We start from the raw sequence: 23536 nt of genomic DNA, 5'->3' as shown, positions 1-23536 counted from the left end.
GCCCCTCGCCAAAGAAAAACGAACACGGAGACAGATCGACATGCTCGGACAAGTGATCGTCAGCGGCCTCGCCATGGGCTGCATCTACGCGCTGATCGCGCTCGGCTACGCCTACGTCTGGAACACGATGGCGATCGTGAACTTCGCGGCCGGCGAGTTCCTGACCTTTTCCGCGTTCGTCTTCGTCGCCACCTTCACGACGAGCATGCACCTGCCCTTCTGGCTCGCCGCGCTGCTGACCGCCGCGGTGATGGCGTTGCTGGGGGCGCTGTTCTCGCGGCTCGTGTTCGCCCGGCTCCAGCGGCAACGGGCACTGGTGGCCATCATCGCGACCGTGGGCTTCGGCATCTTCCTCAAGGAGATGGCCCGCATCATCTACGGGCCCGAACCGCTGCTGTACGCCAGCCCCTTCGGCGACGGCGTGATCGACGTAGGCGGCCTGCGCATTCCGGTGCAGCAGCTCGTGATCATGGTCATCGTGGTGCTGGTGATGGTGCTGCAATACCTGGCCCTGCGCTACACCACCATCGGCAAGGTCATGCGCGCCACCGCGCTGGATCGCGAGACCGCCCAGCTCATGGGCATTCCGGTCAACCGCGTGCTCGCCGGCACGTTCGCGTTCTCCTCGGTGCTGGCCGCGCTCGCGGGCATCCTGCTCGCGCCGCTGTTCTACGTGACGACTGAGATGGGCACGCTCGTGGGGCTGAAGGGATTCGTGGCGATGATCATCGGCGGCTTCGGCAGCGTGCCGGGGGCCATCCTCGGCGGCGTCCTGCTCGGGGTGATCGAGAACGTCGGCGCCTTCACCATCTCCTCCACCTACAAGGACGCGATCGCGTTCGGCGTGCTGCTGATCTTCCTGCTGCTGCGCCCGCAGGGGATCCTTCCGGAACGCAACGCCGACCGCGCCTGAGGAGTCCATCATGCACAACACCTGGATGCGCCCCCTGGCGTGGGTCGCCGTGCTCGCCGCGCTGGCGCTGCCGATCGCACTCGATCTCAACATCTACTACCTGCACGTGCTCAACCTGGCGTGGATCTTCGCGATCGCCGCGCTGGGCCTGCAGGTGGCAACCGGCATCACCGGGCAGATCGTGCTCGGCCAGGCCGCGCTCGTGGGCTTCGGCGCGTATGCGACGGCGCTGCTCATGATGCGCCTGCCGCTGCCCTGGTTTGTGGCGCTTCCGGCCACCATGCTGCTGAGCGCCGCCGTGGGCGTGCTGCTGGGCGCGGTGAGCACGCGCATCAAGGGCCACTACCTCGCCATCGTGACGCTCGCGCTCAACGAGATCTTCCGCATGGTCGCGCTCAACGAGGAAGCCCTCACCGGCGGGCCGATGGGCATGCGCGACATCCCGACGCTGAACATCCCTGCGCTGGGCGATCACATCGACAAGCAGCTCTACTTTCCGCTACTCGTGCTGAGCCTGGCGGCCTACGCCGCGATGGTCTGGCTCCAGCGCTCGCGCCTCGGCCGCGACATGCGTGCGGTGCGCGACGACGAGATCGCCGCCGAGGCCATGGGCGTCGATTCGCGCCGCGTGAAGACCATCGCCTTCGCGGTGTGCAGCGTCTGGGCCTCGCTCGCAGGCGGCCTCTACGTCCTGCTGGTCGGGTTCGCAGCACCGAACAACTTCACGGTCTTCGAGAGCATCAAGGTGATGCTGATGGTGGTGCTCGGCGGCCTGGGTTCGATCGCCGGCACCTTCCTTGGCGCGGTGGTGATCACCGTGCTGCCCGAGGCACTGCGCGGCCTGCAGACCTACTACCTGGCCGCGTTCGGCATCGGCGTGGTGGCGATCCTGCTGCTTGCGCCGCGCGGCCTCGGCGTGGTCGGCGACTGGCTGCTCGGCGCGTTCCTGACGGGCCGGCGCGAGCCGGTGGGCGAAGCGCCCGCCGCGCCGCTGAACCTGGGTGCGGCCGCATCCGCCGCGAGCGCGGCCTTGGCCGGCCGCACGCCGGTGCCCGTGAGCGGCGAGCCCCTGCTCCAGGTGCGCCGCGTGTCGCGCAGCTTCGGCGGCGTCAAGGCCCTCGACGACGTCGCCTTCGACGTGCGCCGCGGCGAGATCCTCGGACTGATCGGCCCGAATGGATCGGGCAAGTCGACCATGATCAACGCCTGCTCGGGCACCGTGGGCGTGGAAGGCGGCATCGAACTGGCAGGCGAGCGCATCGACAACCACGCGCCATGGGCGATCCACGCGAAGGGCGTGGCCCGAATCTTCCAGAACGTGCGGCTCTGGGAATCCATGACGGTGCTGGAGAACGTCATGGTCGCGTGGCAACCACCGAGGGGCGTGCCCGGTTCGCGCGAAACGCTTTGCCGCACGGCGGCGCTTGAAGCCCTGGACAGCATGGGCGTCGCGCACCTCGCCTACCGGCGCGGCGGCGACCTGTCCTTCGGACAGAGCCGGCTGGTGGAGATGGCGCGCGCGATCGTCAACAAGCCCCGCCTGCTGCTGCTCGACGAGCCGGCGGCGGGGCTGCGCGGCGGTCTGATCATGGAACTCGCGCAGATCCTGCAGCACCTGCGCGCGCAGGGCATGTCGATTCTCGTGGTGGAGCACCGCATCAAGTTGGTCATGAACATGTGCGACCGCGTCGTGGTGCTCAACCTGGGCCACAAGATCGCGGACGGCGCGCCGGCCGAGGTCATGAACACGCCGGCAGTGATCGAGGCCTACCTGGGCGAACGCGTGCCCCAAGAGACCGCACGCCCGCTCGCCGTCCAGCCGGTGGCGGGCTGAGCCGCCGGCCGTGCGCCCTCCCAGTTTTCGTTCCCTCTCAGATCAATGCGCACCGCGCCATCCACTGGAGACAAAAGCATGAAGAAAACCACCCTTCCCTCGTCACGCCGCGCATGGATCGCCGCAGCGTCGCTCGCGCTGTCGCTGCCCGCGATGGCCGATGCGCTCATCGGCGTCTCGCTGCCGCAGACGGGCCCCAAGGCGCTCGTCGGGCGCAACTTCAAGCAGGGCGTGGAGCTGGCGGTCACGGAGATCAACGCCGCGGGCGGCGTTCTGGGCAAGCCGCTCGAAGTCGTGTTCGAGGACGACCAGGGCGACAACCCGAACGGCGCGATCAACGCGGTGAACAAGCTGATGCAGGTGAGCAAGGTGCCGGTGATGATCGGCCCGCACTACTCGGTCACGCAGATGGCCACGCAGAAGACCTACTGCAACGGCAAGGTGGTGTCGCTCACCGGCGGCACGTCGGTGGCCATCACGCACAGCGGCTGCAACTACGTGATCCGCACCCGCTCCGACGACGACGTGCAGGCCAAGGCGCTGATCGCCTATGCCCAGAGGGAACTCAAGGCCGGGGAGAAGACGGCCATCTTCTATGCCAACGACGACTTCGGAAAGTCGGGGCAGGCGCGCGTGGTCGCCCAGATGGCTTCGCTGGGGCTCAAGCCCGTCGCCGTGGAAAGCCACAACCCCAGCGACAAGGATTACTCGGCACAGCTCGCCAAGCTGCAAAAGGCCGGTGCGGAGCTGGTCATCCTGTGGGCGCACGACACGGATGCGGCGCTGATCCTGCGCCAGGCCAAGCAGTTCGGCCTGCCCTTCAAGTTCGCGGGCGCCGTGCTGTCCGAGGAAGCGTTCCTCAAGCTGGCCGGCAGCGCCGCGGAAGGCTCGATGAGCGCCTCCTACTTCGTGCCGACGGATCCCAACCCCGCCGTGCAGGCCTTCGTGAAGAAGTACGAGGCGAAGTACAGGATGGCGCCTGACGTCTGGTCCGCCACCTACTACGACGCGACCATTCTTGCCGCGAAGGCCATCAACGAGGCGCGGTCTTCCGACGTCGAGAAGATCCGCGAGGCGTTCTCCAGGGTGGGCTACAGCGGCCTGCTCGCAGACTACAAGTGCGACAAGGCCGGCGACTGCAACCGGCAGGTCAACATCGTGGAGATCAAGGGCGGTCAGCCGGTCGTTCGCTCGGCGGTCAAGTTCTGAGCCCCACGCAGCGAGGAACCCCATGATGCAAGCAGACCTGCCGCGTGCCATGGTCACCGAACGGCCCGAACTCGAGCTCTCGCATGTCGACGTGTTCTACGGCAAGGTGCAGATCCTGTTCGACCTGTCGATCCGCGCCTATGCGGGCCAGATCGTCGCGGTCATCGGCGCGAACGGCGCGGGCAAGTCGACCACGCTGAACCTGATCGTCGGCCGGCTCAAGGCCGGCGCGGGGCGCGTGGAATTCGCAGGCCAGGACATCGGCGGGCTTTCGGTGGAGCAGATCGTGGCTTCGGGCATCGCCTGCGTGCCCCAGCGCCGACGCATCTTCTCGACCCTGAGCGTCAAGGAGAACCTGGAGGTCGGCGCCTACGTGCGCCGGCGCGACAAGGGCGCGATCAGCGCCACGCTGGACGAGATCTACGAGCTGTTCCCGGTGCTCAAGCGCAAGGCTGGCGAGATGGGCGGCGTGCTGTCCGGCGGAGAACAGCAGATGCTGGCGATCGCACGCGGACTGATGGCCGGTCCCCGCATCCTGCTGCTGGACGAACCGTCGATGGGCCTGTCGCCCAAGCTCACGACCGAGATGTTCCTCGACATCCGCCGCATCGCGCGCGCCGGCCGCACTGTCGTGATCGTCGAGCAGAACGCATTCGCGGCACTGAGCGTGGCCGACCAGGGCTACGTGCTCGAAGGCGGGCGGATCGCCCTCGAAGGCTCCGCCGCGCAGCTGCTGCACGACGACCATGTGCGGGACGCCTACCTCGGGGCCTGACACGACCACCCATCAGAGACCATGGCCTTTCACCAGACACTCGCCCAGACTGCCGCCGCAGTCGAATCCCTCATGCCCGAGTTCCGCGCGATCTTCGGAGATCGTGCCGTCACGTCCGCGGCGGTGCGCGCGCACCACAGCCATGGAGAGGGCCTGCCGGACCCCGGCCAGCCCGACGTGGTCCTGTTCCCGCTGAGCAACGAGGAAGTGGCGGCCGCCCTGAAGCTGTGCCATCGCGAGGCGGTGCCGGTCATCGCCTTCGGCAGCGGCACTTCGATGGAGGGCCACGTCGCGGCGATCCACGGCGGCGTCTGCATCGACGTATCGCGCATGGACCGCGTGCTCGAGGTCTCCACCGAATCGATGGACTGCCGCGTGCAGGCGGGCGTGACGCGCGAGCAGCTCAACGAGCACCTGCGCGCCAGCGGACTTTTCTTCGCGGTGGACCCCGGCGCCAACGCGTCGCTGGGCGGCATGGCCTCGACGCGGGCCTCCGGCACCGCCGCGGTGCGCTACGGCACCATGCGTGAAACCGTCATGGGCCTGACGGTGGTCACGCCCGACGGACGCATCGTGCGTACCGGCACGCGCGCGCGCAAGTCGGCCTCGGGGCTCGACCTGACACGGCTGTACGTCGGAAGCGAAGGCTTGCTGGGGATCATCACCGAAGTGCAGCTGCGCCTTTTCGGCCTGCCGGAGCACGTGGTGGCGGCCGTGTGCCAGTTCGACAGCCTGCGCGCCGCCATGGACACTGTGATCGCCACGCTGCAGCTGGGCGTGCCGGTCGCGCGCATCGAGCTTCTCAACGACGTGCAGATGGACGCCTGCATCCGCTATTCGAAGCTCGACGAATTCGAGGCTCGCCCCACCCTGTTCATCGAGTTTCACGGCAGCGAGAGCGCTGTGGCGGAACAGGTCGCGACGGTGGAAGCGCTCGCGCTCGACAACGGCGGCAGCGGATTTCGCTACGCCCACCAGCCCGAAGACCGCTCCAGGCTGTGGAAGGCGCGGCACTCCTGCTACCACGCCAACCTCGCGATGCACCCCGGCTGGAGCTCCATGGGTACGGATGCATGCGTGCCTATCTCCGCGCTGGTGGAATGCATCACCGAGACCGAGGCCGCGATCCGGGAGAGCGGCCTGTACGCACCCATCGTCGGCCACGTGGGCGATGGCAACTTCCATCTGGGCATCATCTACGACGACACCGATCCTACGGCACGACGCAAGGCGGAGGCCCTGGCCGAGGACGTGGCACTGCGTGCGATCCGCCTCGGCGGCACCTGCACCGGCGAGCACGGCGTCGGCCTGCACCGCATCGGGCAGATCGAAATCGAACACGGCGAGGCCATCGAACTCATGCGCGACATCAAGCGCGCATTGGACCCCCGAGGCATCATGAACCCAGGGAAGATGCTGCAGATGTAGTCCTGTGATAGGCCTCAAAGCCCGCTCCACACCGTCGCTCTTCACGGCAGCCAGTGTTTCGATCACGTGCGTCAGACCAGTTCGCTCACGCACACGTCGCCCGCATATGCATTCTTTCTCGCTAGGCCAATGGGAGGCCGGACGCTCACCGGGTGTTTCTGGGAACAAATGTGGCTGGCCGACTTTCAGACGCCCCCAAACTAACAGCCTGCGCCTCCCTGGAATGCCAAGAAACTGATTCGGGATATAGAGAAGACGAGCTTGATGCATGGATCGCATCTCGACCTCAGCGAGCCGGCTAGTACCGATACATCCGTAATGCGTGCGAGGATTTGCACAGCATGTGCGCGATGCTCGCCCCCGAACCTCCGAGCCCTACCTGTTCGCCAATCGCATGAAGGTCCTGGTGCACGACGGCATCGGAATCTGGCTGTCGGCACGACGCCTGCACCAGGACAAGTTCGTCTGGCCCAAGGACAGCGGCATCACCCTCAGCCCGCCCCTCCCCAGTTCGATGCGCTGGTGCTCGGACCGCCGTGGCAGCAGATCGGCGAAGCTGGGGTGATCTGCGTGCTGCAGTGCAATTGCCGAATGTGCTGATGCGTGGGCGTGCACGGTGGCTCACTTCTACTTCGCCGCGGGCACCCCGGGTTTCCCCCGGGGCCGGCCCGCGTTGTGGCAGGCAATCAAAGCTGCTAGCATGACTTAACTTACCGGCCGGCATGTAAAAACAATGCCAAGCCCATCGCTCGACGTGACAGAAGAAAGACACGAGACAACGAGATGAACGCCTTGATGCAGAGCAATGCGCTCCTGATTTCCAAGCTGCTGGAGCATGCGGCGCGACACCATCCAGACGTGGAAATCGTCTCGCACGTCAACCTGCAACAGTGCGAGCGAACAAACTGGCGACAGGTGGCGCAGCGTGCGGCCAGGCTGGCCTCGGCCCTGCAGGCACATGGCATCCAGCCCGGCGCGCGTGTCGCGACGCTGGCCTGGAATACGCATCGGCATCTGGAGCTCTACTACGCCGTCTCGGGGATCGGGGCGGTGCTGCACACGGTCAACCCGCGGCTCTTTCCCGAACAGATCAGCTACATCGTCAACCACGCGGCCGACGAACTGCTCTTCTTCGATCTCGGCTTCGCGCCATTGCTCGCACAGGTCGCGCCCCAACTGGGGTCCGTCAAGGCGTTCGTTGCCCTGTGCTCCCGCGAGGAGCTGCCGGCGCTGGACCTGCCCAGCCCGCTGCTTTGCTACGAAGACCTCGTGAATGACGCCGAGCCGCTGGCCCGCTGGCCCGCCCTCGACGAACACACGGCCTCCTCGCTTTGCTATACCTCCGGCACCACCGGCAACCCCAAGGGCGTGCTCTACAGCCACCGCTCGACCGTGCTGCACTCGTGGGCGGCGTGCGCGGCCGACGGTCTGCAACTGGGCACGCGCGACAGCGTGCTGCTCGCGGTGCCGATGTTCCATGTGAACGCCTGGGGCATTCCGTACGCAGCCGCGATGTGCGGTGCCAAGCTGGTGCTGCCAGGGCCGGACCTTGGCGGCGAGCGCCTCTTCGAGCTGATGCGCGACGAGCGCTGCACCTTCTCGCTCGGTGTGCCGACCGTGTGGCTCGGCTTCTTCCAGCACGCCGAGAAGCTCGACGCGACCGCGCGCGCCGCCCTGTGCCTCGAACGCGTTGTAGTTGGCGGCTCCGCCGCGCCGCGCGCCATCATCGAGAAATTCGAGCATCTGTTCGGCGCCTATGTGATCCAGGCCTGGGGCATGACCGAGACCAGCCCGCTTTCGACGATCTGCAATCTGCTGCCGCGCCACGAGGGCATTGCCCTGGAAAAACGCTTCGACGTGCAGGCGCGCCAAGGGCGGGCCATCTTCGGCGTCGAGATCGCGGTCTTCGACAGCGAAGGACACCGGCTGCCCGACGATGCGCACACACCGGGAGAACTGAAGGTCCGCGGCCCCTGGGTTGTCTCTGCCTACTACGGCCAGGAGCCCGGTGCGGTGCTCGATGCCGATGGCTGGTTCGCCACCGGCGACGTCGCGCTGATCGACCGGGACGGCTACGTGCAGATCACCGACCGCTCGAAGGACGTCATCAAGTCCGGCGGCGAATGGATCTCGTCCATCGACCTGGAGAACCTCGCTGTCGGCCACCCCAAGGTCAAGGAAGCCGCCGTCATCGGCGCGTACCACAGCAAGTGGCAGGAACGCCCGCTGCTGATCGTGGTGCCTGATGACGGCGCGCAGGTCACGGCCGAGGAAATCCTCGGCTTCATGCAGGACCGCGTGGCCCGCTGGTGGATGCCCGATGACGTGGTCTTCGTCGATGAGCTGCCCCACACCGCCACCGGCAAGCTGCAGAAGACCCGGCTGCGTGAACAGTTTCGCGACCACCGGCTGCCCACCGACGTGCCCGGCGCCTGAGGCGTTCGCCCTCCCCCCCGCGAGCCCGGACGCCCGCGCAGCAACCAGGTTTCAAGCGACAGCACCTACACACACAACGGAGACAAGCATGCAACATCGATTCCGCCTCGCGGCCTGCATGGTCGCCCTGCTCGCCTGCGCGGGCGCTTCGGCACAAGGCAGCGCCGTCAGCGACGACGTGGTGCGCATCGGCGTCATGGCCGACCAGACAGGCCCCTACTCGGGCAATGGCGGCCCCGGCTCCTCGCTGGCCGTGAAGATGGCCGTCGAGGACTTCGGCGGCAAGGTGCTCGGCAAGCCGATCGAGGTGCTGGTGGCCGACGACCAGAACAAGCCCGACGTGGGCTTGAACATCGCGCGCAAATGGCTGGACACCGAGAAGGTGGACACCATCGTCGGCGGCTCGGCCTCCTCCATCGCGCTGGGCGTGTCCTCGCTGCTCAAGGAGCGCAAGAAGCCGTACCTGATTGCCGGCACGGTGAGCGCGGAGCTCACCAACAAGTCGTGCTCGCCGATGAACTTCCAGTTCCTCACAGACACCTATGCGCTGCCCAAGGCGGGCGTGCAGAGCCTGATGAAGCAGGGCGTGAAGAGCTTCTACTTCATCACCGTGGACTACGCCTTCGGCCAGGCCTTCCAGGACGACGCCACCCGGTTCATCCAGGCCGCGGGCGGCAAGGTGGTGGGCTCGGTCAAGCACCCGCTGGGCGCCACCGATTTCTCGTCCTACCTGCTGCAGGCGCAGGCCAGCGGCGCGCAGGCCATCGTCATCCTCAACGCGGGCCTGGACCTGTCGAACGCGCTGAAGCAGGCGGCCGAATACAAGCTCACGCGCAACGGCCAGGTGGTGTCGGTGTTCGGCATGACCATCAACAGCGTCGCTGCGATGGGCCTGGACGTGGCCCAGGGCCTGCAGCTCACGGTGCCCTTCTACTGGGACCGCGACGATGCCTCGCGCGAATGGTCCAAGCGCTTCATGGCCCGCAACAAGGGCGTGGTGCCGACCTACATCCATGCCGGTGCCTACAGTGCGACCCTGCATTACCTGAATGCCGTCAAGGCCGCAGGCACCGACGACGGCGCCACGGTCGCGGCGAAGATGAAGGCCATGCCGATCAACGATTTCTTCTCGAAGGACGTCAAGATCCGGGAGGACGGCCAGGCACTTCGCCCCGTCTATGCCGTGCAGGTGAAGAAACCGGCCGAATCCAAGGGCGCGAACGACTACTACTCCGTGCGCGCCGAGATCCCGCAGGAGCAGACCTGGCGCCCGCTGGCCGAGAGCAGCTGCGACTTCATCAAGGCCAAGTGAGCCTCCCTTGCCCGCCACCGCACACATGAAGACCAGAAAGCACCAAGCACCATGGGATTGCGCATCGACATCCTCGTGCCCGGGCGCGACCTGCTCGGCGAATGCCCGCTGTGGGACGTGCGCAGCCAGTCGCTGTACTGGATCGACGGTCGCGCGCAGCACGTGCGGCGCCACACCCCCGCCACCGGCGCGAGCGCGCAATGGCAGGCGCCGCAGCACATCGGCTCCATCGCGCTGTGCGAAAGCGGCCGCCTGCTGCTGGCGCTGGAAGACGACTTCTGGTTGCTCGACCCCGGCAGCGGCTCGCTCGTGCCCGCAGGAGCGGGCATCACGCATGCCGCCGGGCGCATGCGCCTGAACGATGGCCGCACCGACCGCGCAGGCCGCTTCGTCGTGGGCTCGATGACCCTGGGCCGCGCCGAACCCGCGGGCGCGCTGTACCAGTTGGCCCCGGACCTTGCAGTGACCACGCTGGACACCGGCATCATGCTGGCCAACGCCACCTGCTTCAGCCCCGACGGGCGCTGGCTCTACTTCGCGGACAGCCACACGCACCAGATCCGCCGCTACCCCTACGACCGGACCACCGGCACCGCGGGGCCGAGCGAAGTGCTGGTGGACACACGCGCGCTCGACTCGGCGCCCGACGGCGCCACCGTCGATGCCGAAGGCCACCTCTGGGTGGCGCTCGTGCAGACAGGCCAGCTCGCACGATTCACGCCTGAGGGACGGCTCGATCGCACCATCCAGCTGCCGGTGACCTACGTCACCTGCCCCTGCTTCGGCGGCCCCGATCTCGACGTGATCTACGTCACCTCGATCAGCAACAGCGGCAACCTGCTGCGCAGCGACCATCCGGACGCCGGCGCGGTGTTCGCCATCCACGGCGCCGGCGTGCGCGGGCTCGAAGAGGCCCGCTTCGCCGACGTCCCCCCATCCAACTGAATGAAGGCAGACGACATGACCCAACGTTTCGAAGGCAAGGTGGCGCTCGTCACCGGAGGCGCCCGTGGCATCGGCCGCGCCATCTCGGAGGCCCTGGCGGCCGAAGGCGCCATCGTCGGCGTGCTCGACCGACAGGAAGACCTGGCCCGCGAAGCCGCCGAGGCCATCCAGGCGCAAGGCGGCCGTGCCGTGGCTTTCGGCGGCGACGTGGCACGCCGCGACACCTTCGCTCAGTCCATCCCGGCGCTGAAGCAGCAGTTCGGCAGCTTCGACATCCTGGTCAACAACGCGATCTGGGTGCGCTACGGACCCATCGAAGCCATCACGCCCGAGATGCTCGAGCGCATGGTCGGCACTGGCTTCAACTCGGTCGCCTGGGGCATCCAGGTGGCGGCCGAAGCCATGGGCGAAGGCGGCAGCATCGTCAACATCGCCTCGTCGGCGGCCTACCTGGGCCTGCCCGAAGGCATGCTGTACTGCGGCGTGAAGGCCGGCGTACTGGGGCTCACGCGTTCGGCGGCAACCGACCTGGGGCCGCGCGGCATCCGCGTGAACGCGATCTGTCCGGGCTCCATCGCAACCGAGGGCGTGAAGATCAACCTGACGCCCGAGCACGTCAAGGTCCGTCTCGCCAAGACGCCGATGAAGCGCCTCGGGGCCGTGGACGACGTCGCCAGGGCGGCCTGCTTCCTCGCCTCGTCCGACAGCAGCTTCATCACCGGCGAGTCGCTGCTGGTAGACGGCGGCGTGACGCACGCCTTCCTCTGAACGCAGGCACCGTCCCCGTCATGGACACCATCCTCGAGGCGCGGCAACTCAGCCGGCAGTTCAGCGGCTTCTTCGCCGTGAAGAACGTCGACCTGCGCGTGCGTCGGCATTCCGTGCATGCGCTGATCGGCCCCAACGGCGCGGGCAAGACCACCTGCTTCAACCTGCTGACCACCTTCCTGCGGCCCTCCGCCGGGCAGGTGGTCTTCAATGGCCGCGACATCTCGCGCAGCAACCCCGCCTCGGTCGCCATGGCCGGCCTGGTGCGCTCCTTCCAGATCTCCGCCGTGTTCGGCCAGATGACGGTGCTGGAGAACGTGCGCGTCGCCTTGCAGAAGAAGGCGGGCGGCAGCTTCGCGTTCTGGCGCAACGCGCGGGTGTTGCGCAGCCTAGACGCGCGCGCCATGGAACTGCTCGAACGCGTGGGGCTCGCGCCTTGGCGCGACACGCAGGCCGGCGAGTTGCCCTACGGCCGCAAGCGCGCGCTGGAGCTGGCGACCACGATCGCGATGGACCCCGAGATGATCCTGCTGGACGAACCGATGGCCGGTCTGGGCCACGAGGACATCGCCCCGGTGGTCGAACTGATCCGCGACGCGGCCAAGGGCCGCACCGTGCTGATGGTCGAGCACAACATGAAGGTCATCGAAGCCCTGTGCGATCGCGTGACCGTGCTGCAGGCCGGCGAGGTCCTGGCCGAAGGCAGCTACGACGAGGTGTCGCGCGACCCACGCGTCATCGAGGCCTACGTGGGGGGCGCGCATGCCTGAGGTCACCGAAACCACGCCCATGCTGCGAGTGGAAGGCCTGCGCGGCTGGTATGGAGAGACGCTGGCGCTGCAGGGCATTGACCTCGAGGTGCACGAGGGCGAGGTGGTCTGCCTGCTCGGACGCAACGGCGCGGGCAAGACCACCACGCTGCGCGCGATCATGGGCCTGCTGGGGCGCCGCGAAGGACGCATCCACGTCGGCACGACATCCTCCATCGGCCTGCAGCCCGAAGCGATTGCACGGCTCGGACTGGCCTACTGCCCGGAGGAGCGCGGCATCTTCGCGAGCCTCACGACGCAGGAAAACCTGATGCTGCCGCCAGTGCTGCGCCCGGGCGGGCTGGGCATCGACGAGATCTACGCGCTCTTTCCCAACCTGCAGCAGCGCCGACACAGCCCCGGCACGCGGCTGTCGGGTGGCGAGCAGCAGATGCTGGCCATCGCGCGCATCCTGCGCACCGGGGCCCGGCTGCTGCTGTTGGACGAACCCACGGAAGGCCTCGCGCCGGTCATCGTCGAGCGAATCGGGCAGACCATCGGCATGCTGCGCGAGCGCGGCTTCACCGTGCTGATGGTGGAGCAGAACTTCCGCTTTGCCTCCACGCTGGCCGACCGCTTCTACGTGATCGAGGAAGGCCAGGTCGTGGCGCATTTCCATCGCGACGAACTCGGCGCGCAGCGCGGCCACGTCGAGTCCCTGCTGGGACTCTGAGCACGGCCGCCATCCCTCAGACGAACACGGACACACATCACGATGGACGGGCTATTCGGAATCCCCCCGGCGGCACTGATCGGGCAACTGATGGTGGGCCTCATCAACGGCGCCTTCTACGCGCTCATGAGCCTCGGGCTGTCGATCATCTTCGGGCTGCTGCGGGTGGTGAACTTCGCGCATGGCGCGCAGTACATGCTCGGCGCCTTCGTCACCTGGGGCCTGCTGGAATACCTCGGCATCGGCTACTGGGGCGCGATCGTCATCGCGCCGCTGGTGGTGGCCGCCTTCGGCCTGCTGTTCGAGCGCTGGATGCTCAGGCGGCTGTACGCGCTCGACCATGTCTACGCGCTGCTCCTGACCTTCGGCGTCGCCCTGCTCATGGAGGGCGCGTTCCGCCTGCAGTTCGGCGTGAGCGGCCAGCCCTACCCCAACCCGCTGTCGGGCGGCTTGGACGTGGGCGTCACCTTCCTGCCGCTGTACCGCGTGTGGGTCATCGTGGCCGCGCTGGCGGTGTGCCTGGGCACCTGGTACTTCGTCGAGAAGACGCAGCTCGGCGCCTACCTGCGCGCCGCCAACGAGAACGCGCCGCTGGTGCGCACCTTCGGCATCAACGTGCCGCGCATGCTGATGCTGACCTACGGCCTGGGCGTGGGCCTGGCCGGGCTCAGCGGCGTGATGGCCGCGCCCATCTACCAGGTGAGCCCGCTGATGGGGTCGAACCTCATCATCGTGGTGTTCGCAGTGGTGGTGATCGGCGGCATGGGCTCGATCCTCGGTTCGATCGTCACCGGCTTCGGCCTCGGCGCCATCGAGGGCCTGACGAAGATCTTCTATCCGGACGGTGCCGGCGTCGTCATCTTCGTGGTGATGATCCTGGTCCTCGCCGTCCGTCCCCACGGCCTGTTCGGCCGCGCCCACTGAGGAACCCGACATGGACGCACTTTCGCGCCGCACGAACATCGCACTGCTGGCCGCCGCCGTGGCGCTGCTCGCGCTCGCTCCCCTGGCGGTCTATCCGATGTTCCTCATGAAGCTGATGTGCTTCGCGCTGCTGGCCGCCTCGGTGAACCTGCTGGTCGGCTACGTGGGGCTGCTGTCCTTCGGGCACGCGATGTTCTACGGCGCGGCGGGCTACATCACGGCACATGCGGTCAAGGTCTGGGGCTGGGACGGCGCGGCCGGCATCCTCGCGGGCATCGCGACAGCCTCGCTGCTGGGCCTTTTCACCGGCCTGCTGGCGATCCGCCGCCAGGGCATCTACTTTTCCATGATCACGCTGGCCTTCGCGCAGCTGGTGTACTTCATCGCGCTTCGCATGCCCTTCACGGGCGGGGAAGACGGCATCCAGGAGATTCCTCGGCCCATGGTGCTGGGGCTGTTCTCGCTGCACGAAACCATGACGCTGTACTACTTCGTCGCCGCGCTGATCGTCTTCGGCTTCTGGCTGATCCACCGCGTGGTGCATTCGCCGTTCGGTCAGGTGCTTCGCGCGATCCGTGACAACGAACCGCGCGCCCAGTCACTGGGCTACCGCGTCAACCGCTACAAGCTGCTGGCCTTCGTGCTGTCGGCCGCGCTGGCGGGCATGGCCGGCTCGCTCAAGGTGCTGGTGTTCCAGCTGGCATCGCTCACCGACGTGCACTGGGCCACTTCCGGCGAGGCGCTGCTGATCTGCATCGTCGGCGGCATGCATACGTTGCTGGGCCCGGTCGTCGGCGCCATCGTCATCGTGTCGATGGAGAACTACCTCGCATCGTTCGCCGAATGGGTGCTGATCATCCAAGGCGTCGTCTTCGTGCTGGTCGTCATGATGTTCCGCAAGGGCATCGTCGGCCAGATCCATTCGCATCTCGCCACCCGCCGCCAGCGTCGCGCGGCCACGGCACCCTGACCGAGGCACCGCCAATGGCACATGACCTTCCCCCGACTTGGCCCGCCACGCCCGGGCTGCTCTCCGGCCGCCTGGCCTTGGTCACCGGCGCCGCCAGCGGCATCGGCCGCGCCATCGCGATGGCCTTCGCCCAGGCGGGCGCGCGCGTCGTGGTCACGGACCTGCGCAGCGAGCGCTGCGCCGAGACACTCGAGGCGGTGCGGGCCGCGGGCACGGAGGGCTGGGCCTATGCGCTGGACGTGTCCGATGCCCAGGCCTGCCTCGCGCTGGCGGAAGCGGTGAAGGACACCGCTGGCGACATCGACACGCTGGTCAACAACGCGGGCGTGATCATCCGCGAAGGCATCGACAGCCCGCGCGCGCAGGAGAACCTGCACCGCACCATGGACGTGAACCTGTTCGGCGTCTTCAACACCGTGCACGCATGGCTGCCGGCATTGAGGCGCACGCGCGGCTGCATCATCAACGTGGCGTCGGGTGCCGCGTTCATCGCGCAAGGCGGCGCGCTGGGCTACTCGGCCTCCAAGGCCGCGGTGAAGATGCTCACGCAGACACTGGCGCTCGACCTCGCGCCGGACGGCATCCGCGTCAACGCGCTGGCACCGGGCGTGATCGAGACCCCCATGACCGAGGCGACGCGCGCCGACCCCGCGCGCCTGGGCCGCTTCATGCAACGCATTCCAGCCGGCCGCCTGGGCCAGCCCCACGAACTCGCGGGCCCCGCGGTGTTCCTTGCCTCCGGGCTTGCGAGCTTCGTCAACGGCACGACCCTGCCTGTGGACGGCGGCACGCTGGCGGTGTAGGTTTTCCGACCCGCGTCTCGCGGGCAGGGCTGAACGAGGCCCTGGAAGGCGATGCCGCCACCGCCCTCCATAGCAACACGCCGGGCTCAAGCCGCGAGCGCCTCCTGCGCGTGATCGAAGACGAAGTCGCGGTAGCCGCCCTGCGTCGCCGCGGCGCAGTACTCCCTGTACTTGTGGAACCCGCCCGTGAAGAGCGTGAGCCCCTGCGGCTTGTCCTTCACGTTGGCGCCGACATACCAAGTCTTGGCCTTGAGCAGCAGCGAGCGCTGCGAAAGCGCGAAGACGATGTCCATCCAGGCCTGCTCGGCCTGCGGCGTCGGCTCGATGGTCGACAGCCCGTTCCGGTCCATGTGCGTCATCGCCGCCGCGATCCAGTCGACGTCGTGCTCGCTGATGCGGATGATGTTGGCGAGCGCGGCCGGTCCGTTCGGCCCGGTGGTCATGAAGAGATTGGGAAAGCCTTCCATCATCAGGCCCAGGTGCGAGCGCGCACCGTCCTTCCACTTGTCGCTCATCGTGCGTCCGTCGCGCCCAATGATGTCGAAGGCCAGCAGTGCGCCCGTGAGGCCGTCGTAGCCGGTGGCGAAGATGAGTGCGTCCAGCTCGACCTCGCCCGAGCGTGTTCTCACGCCGCGCTCAGTGATTTCCTCGATGGGATCCGAGAGGCAATCCTTCAGGTGCACGTTCGGCCGGTTGAAGGTCTCGTAGTAGCTGCTGTCCAGGCAAGGGCGCCTCGCGAAGATGGGGTAGCCGCGCGGCTTCAGTTTTTCGGCCGTCTCGGGATCTTTCACGATCTCGTCGATCTTGCCGCGCACGAACTCGGCCACGTGCTCGTTGGCCTCCGGGTTTGTCAACAAGTCGGCGAAGGTGCCGAGCATGGCCAGGCCACCGTTCTTCCACGCATCCTCCAGCAGCTGCCGGCGCTGTTTCGGCGTCACGCTGAAGAACGCGCGCGTGGATTGCGGGCGCACGCCACCCACCGCGCTGTTGCGCGCGGACTCGCGGATGCCGGCGTAGTTGCGCTTGACCTCGGCCACGTAGTCCGGCTCGAGCGCCTCGTTGCGCATCGGCATGGTGAAGCTCGGCGTGCGCTGGAACACGAAGAGCTCGCCGGCCTCCTTGCCCACCTCCTGGACGATCTGGATGCCGGTCGATCCCGTACCGATGACCCCCACGCGCCGGCCTGTGAAGTCGACAGGCTTGTGTGGCCATTTGGCCGCGCGCAGCAACTGCCCCTGGAAGCGCTCGACACCCGGAATTTCAGGATCCTTCGGGATCGACAGCGGACCGGTCGCCATGATGCAGTAGGTGGCCTCGTACCTTTCACCCTTGTCGGTCGTCACGCTCCAAAGCTTGCGCACCTCGTCCCATACCGCGCGGGTCACGCGCGTGTTGAACTGGATCTGCCGGCGCAGGTCGAGCCGGTCGGCCACGAAGTTGATGTACCGCAGCAGCTCGGGCTGGGCCGCGAACTGCTCCGACCAGGTCCACTCCTGCTCGATCTCCGGCGAGAAGGAAAAGCTGTAGTCGATGCTCGGCAGATCGACGCGCGCGCCCGGATAGCGGTTCCAGTACCAGACGCCACCGACATCGGCGCCCGCTTCGAAGCCCTGGACCCTGAGGCCCATTTCACGAAAACGGTAGATCGCGTACATACCCCCGAAACCGGCGCCGACGACGACCACGTCAAGCCTCCTGGTGCCCGGCTGCGGGCGCGATGCGGGGGTGGATGGATGCAGGGTGCGGGCCTCGGCTGTCATGTCTGTCTCCTGTTTGTTCCGCCCTCGACGGACGGCGATGCACTCAGGAGAAATGATGCCCAGCGCTTTTCAGGCCATCAAGAAAATCACATCGGCGCTCGAAAACATCACATCCATGATTTTCTGAGGAAGGTCAAGAAGCCCCTCTCTATGCCTGCGCGCCTTCGTCCAGCTGCTGTACCAGCCTTCGCATCAGGGCCGTGTAGCGCGCACGGTTCGGCCGCATGCGCTCGATGGTGCCGCCCATGCCCAGCACCGCGATGCGCCCCTGTACCCGGCACGGCAACACCACCCCGATGGTGGCACCGCCAAGCAGCGGCATGTTCTCCATGTAGAGCGACTTGCGCTCGCGCGCATCGGCCACCTGCGGCGCGATGACATCCAGCGCCACGCGGTCCTCCTTACGCGATGCCGCGATGTTGGCGCGGCGCACGAGGTTCTCGATCTCCGCATCGGAGCGATCGGTCAGCAGGAGCCATCCCGCTGCCGAGAGAGTCAGGGGCCGCATGCTTCCCTCGTCCGTGTGAAAGCGCAGCTGATGCGTCGACTGGATCACCCGGATGTACTGCAGGTAGATGTCGTTGAGCATGCAGATCGACACGGTCTCGCCCGTGACGCTGTGAAGGTCGCGCATCACCTCGACGATGCGGCCCTGCCCGAACAGCGCCTGCGTGACCCAGTCGCCCAGCGACGCTACGCGCGGCGTGGGGAAATAGACGCGGTCGGCGCGGTTGTAGTTGAGGTAGCCCAGTGTGATGAGGTTCTTCAGCAGCACTGTGGTGCTGGACTGCGGATACCCCAAGGCCTCGCTGATCTGCTTGAGGGCCAATGGCTTGCGCACCTGCGCGAAATATTCCAACACCTGCAACACGCGTGTGGCCGATTTGACTGTGCCTGCGGGCATCGATCTCCTTCCGGAATCACACATGTGATAGTAGTGACCGCATCGGCCCTTTCTCTAGCGGGTGAACCATGAGGCGAGCATCATGGGACGAGCCCCACCAACCTACTTTCGAAGGTTCACCCATGAAGAAAGCGTCCGGCGTCTTGCACAAGCCGTCGCGCCCCTGCGCGACCGAGCCCCCCTGCATGGAGGTACGCGGATGCGCTGCCTCGTGACAGGCGCCGCACGCGGCATCGGGCGGGCCATCGCACAGCGGCTCGCGCACGACGCTGTGGCGCATGGTGGCGCGCAGCTCGCGCTGATCGACCAGCACCACGGCGAACTCGACATGCTGGCCGACGAACTGCACACGCTCGGCAGCCGGGCGCTGGTCTTGACCGGTGACCTCTGCGATCCGGCGCTGACGCCGCGCCTCGTGGCGGCTGCGCTCGAAGCGTTCGGGGGACTGGATGCCGTGGTCAGCAACGCAGGCTGCGCCATTCCCGGCGAACTCGCAACGTACGAGCTGGCGTCGTGGGACCGCGTCTTCGCAGTCAACGTGCGCGCACCCTGGCTGCTGGCGAAAGCCGCGCACGCGGCATTGAAGGACTCGCGGGGCGCGTTCCTTCTGACTGCGTCCATCTCCGGCACGCACGCCACTTCGCCGCTGGGGGCGTACAGCCCGAGCAAGGCCGCGGCGCTGATGCTGGTCAAGCAGTTGGCCAACGAGTGGGGAACGGATGGCATCCGTGTCAACGCGATCTCGCCCGGCCTCACGCTCACACCCGGCACTGCCGCCGCGTATGCCAGCCCCGCCGCGCGGCGGCAGCGCGAGCAACGCGTGCCGCTGCGACGACTCGCCGAAGCGCAGGACATGGCCGGCGCGGCAGCCTTCCTGCTCGGCCGCGATGCGGCGTACATCACGGGTGCCGAGTTGGTGATCGACGGCGGCCTGGGCAACACGCTCATGGGTTCGCTGCAGATGTCGGGCTGGCAAGCCGCCGGTGCGCGCTAGAACGCCACGCGCACGCCGACGTGGGTGGCGCGGCTGTTGCCGCTGCTGCCGAGGCCCGCCTGGGTGGTGGCACCGGTCACCGCGTATGCCGCACCGTTGCGGTTGCGCACGCGCCCGTAGTCGGCGTAGAGGCTGGTGCGCTTGGACAACGCGTAGATATAGGCGATGCCGAACTGCGTCGCGTCGCGATTCAGCGGCCCCCTGTCATCGACCCGCACCACCTGTGCGAGCACCGTGCTCGCCCCGAAGGGAACGGCAATGCCGATGGAGCCGCTGCGGTCGTTCTGCCCACTGTAGTAGCCCACCAATGGAAAACCCGCGAACATGAGGTTGTTGTCCGCTGCAGCCTGGGTCGCCGGCGTCGTGGCCATGCCAGGATTGCGGAAGGTTGCGTACGAACCGAAGAGCTTGGCCACGCCGAAGTCGTAGGCAGCCGCGGAGTGGAACCAGCGCAAGGTGCTGGCGTCCGCCAACTGCTTGTAGGTGGAATAGCCGATGGCAGCGCTCAGGCCGCGGCTCGCGTAGAACACCGACACGGCCGTGCTCGCGCCGGCCTTGAAGCGTCCCGTGCCGTTGCTGGTGACCGTGGTTTCTCCAGGCGAATACGACATCTTGGCGAGGAAGCCGCCGAAGCTCGGCGTCTGGTACCAGATGGTGTTGTTGACGCGCCCCGGCGCGGGCTGGATGCCCTGCAGGTTGCCACCACCACCGAGTCCGAAGGCGTCGCCGACCGCCTGCACCTCCGAACCGATCGCCACCACGGTGCGCCCCAGGCGGATTTCCCCAAGCGGCCCCGAAAGACCGACGACCGAGCCCCGGCCGAAAGACTTGGCACCCGCGCCCTGGTTCTGTCCCAGGGTCCCGGCATCGGAGTTGAAGCCCATCTCCAGCAGGAAATTGGCGCGCAGGCCTGCGCCGAGATCCTCGCTGCCCTTGAAGCCAAGGCGCGAACCGTTCATGTGTCCGCTGTCCATGCGCCGCACCCGCCCTCCAGCATTGCTGGCGAAGGCCAGGCTGGTGTCGACCAGACCGTACAGCGTCAGGCTCGACGGCGACGAGGCCATGCCGCCGGCCGGTTGCACGATCTGCCTCAATTCCTCCTTCTGTGCCTGTTGGGCATGGACCGGCCAAGCGCCGCAGAACCCTGCCGCGACCAACGCTGCGGCCCACGGCACGGGATGCTGAGCGCGGTCGCGCGCGCTCGACGATTTCAGGAAGCTCAAGATTTGTCTCCTCGTATGCGTATGGCATTTCTGATTGCAGGCCCGCACAGCGTCGGGCCTGGCCGCCGTTCGCGCATGGCTGCCGGCTGGCATGCACGAAGCCGCCCTGCGGCACTGCCGGGGGCGGATGGGAGGAGACAGGAAGGAAGGTCTGAAGGCTTCGCCAGGAAGATGCCTGGCGCGGCCTCTTCAGCGGGAAAGCGATGCCGTCAACGCGTACCAGGGGTCGTCGGGGAAACGGCCGCCGTTGGGCTGGCGTACGCCAAAGCGTTCGGCCTCGCTGCCGATCGGTACGGGCGATTCACGGATCCAGTCATAGACCACCGTACGCGCAGCCACCCGCCATTCGCCCGAGCCGCGCCGCTCGAAGCGGTCGACATAGCGGCCGATGAGGAAGGTCGCGCGCTCCTGGCCCAACGCATCGATATCGGTCTGGAACGCCTGGAAGTAGCTCTCCACCGCCGCTTCGGTACCGCGCAACTCGATCGAGATGTTGCCCAGCGTGTGGATGACCCGGCCACTCTCCCTGATCTTGGCCAGAGCCCAGTCGATGAAACCGTTCGCGCTCCCGCTGTAGGGACCGTGCCGATCGGTGGCATCGGGCCAGTACGTCGAGCGCAGCGCCGCCTCGTCGCAGCGGTCGATGCCGCGGCAGTAGCGATAGAGGCAGGCGCGGATCGCCTCCTGGGCGCTCAGCGCTTCAACCCGGGCCTCCAGGACGAGAAGACGCTCTTCAGTGGTCTGCATGCGCTTGCTCCTTGGCATCCGTAGCTCGCAACACGATCACGGCGTCGAGGCAGGCTGCGCCATCGACGCGCACGACGAACGGATTGATGTCGACGCTTTCCAGCTCGTTCGCATGCGCGATGCCGAAATCGGACAGGCGACACATCGCATCGATCAGCGCGGCCTCGTCATAACGCGGACCGCCGCGCCAACCGCGCAACAGTTGCGTGGAACGCACGCGATCAACGAGGGCAGCGGCGCGGGCCGGCACGAGTGGCGCGGAGGCAAAGGCCACGTCCTTGAAGAGCTCGACAGCCGTGCCGCCGCAGCCGTACATCACCATCGGCCCGAAGGTCGGGTCCCGATGGATGCCCAGGATGACCTCGACCCCACCCTGCAGCATCGGCGCGATCAGCACGCCCTCGAGCCGGGCATCGGGCCGCGCGGTGGCCGCGCGCGCCATCAGTTCCTCGTGCGCGGCCTCCACGGCCGCCGCGTCCTGCAGGCGCAGCATGACGCCGCCGACCTCGGTCTTGTGGGGGATATCGGGCGAAACGATCTTCGCGACCACCGGGAAGCCCAGGGCACGTGCGGCCGCCACCGCTTCGTCCTTGCTGCGGCACAGGCGCTCGGGCAGCACGGGCAGGCCGGCCAGTGCCAATACGCGCTTGGCGCCGTCCTCCGTCGACACGTCGCTGCGCAGCGCCGCTGCGGCCTGGCGCTGCACCGGCCGATAGAGCATTTCGCGGCGCGCGCGCAGATGGGCCAGCGCGGCTACCGCGCGCACCGCGCGCGAAGGATCCTCGAACACCGGGATGCCATGCTGTTCCAGCGCCTGGTTGACCTCGGGCCTGGACAGCATCACGAGCACCATGAGCCGATCCGGATGCCGCTGGCGTTGCGCGATCAACTCCGCCTGCGTCGAGGCGAAGCGTTCCGGCGAGAGTCCCACGTGGGCGAGGTAGGCGAACACGGCGCCGTAGGCCGTGTGATCCAGCATCACGCCCACGGTGCGCGAGACACCGCTCGGGACCGCAGTCACCTGCGCCGTCATGTCCAGCGGATTGCTCGCCACCGCGAAGGGCAGCAGCTCGAGGGCGGCACGGCGCGCAGCCGCAGGCAGGGGCGGCAGGGACATGCCCCGGGCGCCACCATCGTCCGCCATCAGCACGCCGATGCCGCCGGAGCCGGTGACAATGCCCATCTCGGCGTTGTGGGGCAGCGCGTTCGCCACCGAGAACGCATAGGCGATGTCGAGCATTTCTTCCAGCGATTCGGGCCGCCACGCGCCGCATTCGGCGAAGACCGCGTCGTAGACCGTGTCGTTGCCGGCCAGCGACCCGGTGTGGGTCGAGGCCGCAGCGGCGCCCACTTCCGTGCGGCCCACCTTCATGATGAGCACGGGCTTGCCGGCGCCCGCCGCCTTCAGCAGCGCGCGCCGCAGACGCTCGCCGTCGCGGCACGACTCGAGCGCGGCGCAGATGATGCGCGTGTCGGCATCGTCGGCGAGGTAGTCGATGCACTCCGCCACATCGACATCGCCTTCGTTGCCGGTCGCGATGATCTTGCTGAAGCCCAGCCCGCGCAGCGAGGCCATGCCGTAGGCGGCCGAACCGAAGGCCCCGCTTTGCGTGGCCAGCGCGATCGGCCCGGCCTTGGGCTTCAGGCCGTTGAGCGCCGTGGAGAAAGTCGAGAAGAAACGCGTCGGCACATTGAGCAGGCCCAGCGAGTTGGGCCCCACCATGCGCACGCCGGCCTCGCGGCACATCTGCACGAGACGGTCCTGCAGCGCGCGCCCGGCGGCATCGATCTCGGCGAAGCCAGCCGTCAGGACCTGGATCGCCTTCACGCCCTTGCGGATGCTGTCGCGCACCGCGGCTTCGACGCCGGGAACCGGCACGGCGATGACGGCCTGGTCGACCGGGTGCGGGATGTCCAGCACGCTGGGGAAGGCCGGCAGGCCCTGGATCGTGTCGCCGCTCTTGTTGACCGGATAGAGCGGCGCCTCAAAGCCGCCTTCGAGCATGAAGCGCAGCGGCCGCCCGCCGATACGCTCTGGATCGGAGGAGGCGCCGATCAGCGCCACGGACGAAGGATTGAAAAGTGAATCGAGCAAGTGCACGCCGACCT

Annotated in this window: 21 protein-coding genes; 16 read left to right on the top strand and 5 right to left on the bottom strand. The window is 67.4% G+C overall.

Going from position 1 to position 23536, the window contains the following annotated elements; translation table 11 throughout:
- Nucleotides 1-40 precede the first annotated feature (40 nt).
- The 15 genes from ABL844_RS33230 (at nt 41) to ABL844_RS33160 (ending at nt 15799) form a co-directional block, all read left to right on the top strand.
- Nucleotides 41-913, top strand: coding sequence for a branched-chain amino acid ABC transporter permease (locus tag ABL844_RS33230; RefSeq protein WP_418131975.1), 873 nt, complete (start codon nt 41-43; stop codon nt 911-913).
- 10 nt (nt 914-923) lie between these two features.
- The gene (locus tag ABL844_RS33225) at nt 924-2747 is read left to right on the top strand and encodes an ABC transporter permease subunit (RefSeq protein WP_418131974.1); all 1824 of its coding nucleotides are present in this window, start codon (nt 924-926) and stop codon (nt 2745-2747) included.
- Nucleotides 2748-2825: 78 nt separating this feature from the next.
- Entirely contained in the window at nt 2826-3956 is a 1131-nt protein-coding gene (locus ABL844_RS33220) for an ABC transporter substrate-binding protein (protein ID WP_418132290.1), read from the top strand.
- A 22-nt stretch (nt 3957-3978) separates the two neighbouring features.
- Complete coding sequence (locus tag ABL844_RS33215; protein WP_418126420.1) at nt 3979-4731, top strand: ABC transporter ATP-binding protein; 753 nt, start codon at nt 3979-3981, stop codon at nt 4729-4731.
- 21 nt (nt 4732-4752) lie between these two features.
- On the top strand, nt 4753-6159 hold the full coding sequence (locus ABL844_RS33210) for an FAD-binding oxidoreductase (protein ID WP_418132289.1): 1407 nt from the start codon (nt 4753-4755) through the stop codon (nt 6157-6159).
- Nucleotides 6160-6553: 394 nt separating this feature from the next.
- Nucleotides 6554-6724: an IS66 family insertion sequence element accessory protein TnpB gene (gene tnpB, locus ABL844_RS33205; protein WP_418126416.1), complete on the top strand. Its 171-nt coding sequence runs from the start codon at nt 6554-6556 to the stop codon at nt 6722-6724.
- A 218-nt stretch (nt 6725-6942) separates the two neighbouring features.
- Nucleotides 6943-8595 carry a long-chain-fatty-acid--CoA ligase gene (locus ABL844_RS33200; RefSeq protein WP_418126413.1) on the top strand — a complete coding sequence of 551 codons (1653 nt, stop codon included), beginning with the start codon at nt 6943-6945 and terminating at the stop codon, nt 8593-8595.
- A gap of 88 nt (nt 8596-8683) precedes the next feature.
- On the top strand, nt 8684-9907 hold the full coding sequence (locus ABL844_RS33195; protein ID WP_418132288.1) for an ABC transporter substrate-binding protein: 1224 nt from the start codon (nt 8684-8686) through the stop codon (nt 9905-9907).
- Between the two features lie 51 nt (nt 9908-9958).
- On the top strand, nt 9959-10852 hold the full coding sequence (locus ABL844_RS33190) for an SMP-30/gluconolactonase/LRE family protein (RefSeq protein WP_418126409.1): 894 nt from the start codon (nt 9959-9961) through the stop codon (nt 10850-10852).
- A gap of 15 nt (nt 10853-10867) precedes the next feature.
- On the top strand, nt 10868-11620 hold the full coding sequence (locus ABL844_RS33185) for an SDR family NAD(P)-dependent oxidoreductase (protein WP_418126407.1): 753 nt from the start codon (nt 10868-10870) through the stop codon (nt 11618-11620).
- 20 nt (nt 11621-11640) lie between these two features.
- Nucleotides 11641-12390 (top strand): ABC transporter ATP-binding protein, encoded by a 750-nt coding sequence (locus ABL844_RS33180; protein WP_418126405.1) that lies wholly within the window; start codon nt 11641-11643, stop codon nt 12388-12390.
- Complete coding sequence (locus ABL844_RS33175) at nt 12383-13102, top strand: ABC transporter ATP-binding protein (protein WP_418126403.1); 720 nt, start codon at nt 12383-12385, stop codon at nt 13100-13102. The genes ABL844_RS33180 and ABL844_RS33175 overlap by 8 nt, the downstream gene beginning before the upstream one ends.
- 42 nt (nt 13103-13144) lie before the next feature.
- The gene (locus ABL844_RS33170) at nt 13145-14026 is read left to right on the top strand and encodes a branched-chain amino acid ABC transporter permease (RefSeq protein ID WP_418132287.1); all 882 of its coding nucleotides are present in this window, start codon (nt 13145-13147) and stop codon (nt 14024-14026) included.
- Nucleotides 14027-14036: 10 nt separating this feature from the next.
- Nucleotides 14037-14996, top strand: a complete 960-nt coding sequence (locus ABL844_RS33165) for a branched-chain amino acid ABC transporter permease (protein ID WP_418132286.1) — start codon at nt 14037-14039, stop codon at nt 14994-14996.
- A gap of 14 nt (nt 14997-15010) precedes the next feature.
- Nucleotides 15011-15799: an SDR family NAD(P)-dependent oxidoreductase gene (locus ABL844_RS33160; RefSeq protein ID WP_418132285.1), complete on the top strand. Its 789-nt coding sequence runs from the start codon at nt 15011-15013 to the stop codon at nt 15797-15799.
- Nucleotides 15800-15885: 86 nt separating this feature from the next.
- Here the strand turns inward: ABL844_RS33160 and ABL844_RS33155 are convergent, their stop codons facing one another.
- Together ABL844_RS33155 and ABL844_RS33150 are read right to left on the bottom strand one after the other, a co-directional pair.
- A complete protein-coding gene (locus tag ABL844_RS33155; protein WP_418126396.1) occupies nt 15886-17559 on the bottom strand; it encodes a flavin-containing monooxygenase in 1674 nt (557 codons plus the stop codon).
- A gap of 148 nt (nt 17560-17707) precedes the next feature.
- Nucleotides 17708-18463 (bottom strand): IclR family transcriptional regulator, encoded by a 756-nt coding sequence (locus tag ABL844_RS33150; RefSeq protein WP_418126394.1) that lies wholly within the window; start codon nt 18461-18463, stop codon nt 17708-17710.
- 199 nt (nt 18464-18662) lie between these two features.
- Between ABL844_RS33150 and ABL844_RS33145 the strand changes: the two genes are divergently transcribed.
- Nucleotides 18663-19457: an SDR family NAD(P)-dependent oxidoreductase gene (locus ABL844_RS33145; protein WP_418132284.1), complete on the top strand. Its 795-nt coding sequence runs from the start codon at nt 18663-18665 to the stop codon at nt 19455-19457.
- Here ABL844_RS33145 and ABL844_RS33140 read toward each other — a convergent pair.
- The 3 genes from ABL844_RS33140 to ABL844_RS33130 form a co-directional block, all read right to left on the bottom strand.
- Nucleotides 19454-20680, bottom strand: coding sequence for a porin (locus ABL844_RS33140; protein WP_418132283.1), 1227 nt, complete (start codon nt 20678-20680; stop codon nt 19454-19456). The genes ABL844_RS33145 and ABL844_RS33140 overlap by 4 nt on opposite strands.
- Before the next feature lie 189 nt (nt 20681-20869).
- Entirely contained in the window at nt 20870-21427 is a 558-nt protein-coding gene (locus ABL844_RS33135; protein WP_418132282.1) for a nuclear transport factor 2 family protein, read from the bottom strand.
- On the bottom strand, nt 21414-23528 hold the full coding sequence (locus tag ABL844_RS33130) for an acetate--CoA ligase family protein (protein WP_418132281.1): 2115 nt from the start codon (nt 23526-23528) through the stop codon (nt 21414-21416). The genes ABL844_RS33135 and ABL844_RS33130 overlap by 14 nt, the downstream gene beginning before the upstream one ends.
- Between the last annotated feature and the right edge of the window lie 8 nt (nt 23529-23536).

It is taken from the genome of Variovorax sp. 278MFTsu5.1, assembly GCF_048305045.1.
GTDB lineage: Bacteria > Pseudomonadota > Gammaproteobacteria > Burkholderiales > Burkholderiaceae_C > Variovorax > Variovorax guangxiensis.
This window is presented reverse-complemented; position numbering and strand designations above follow the sequence as displayed.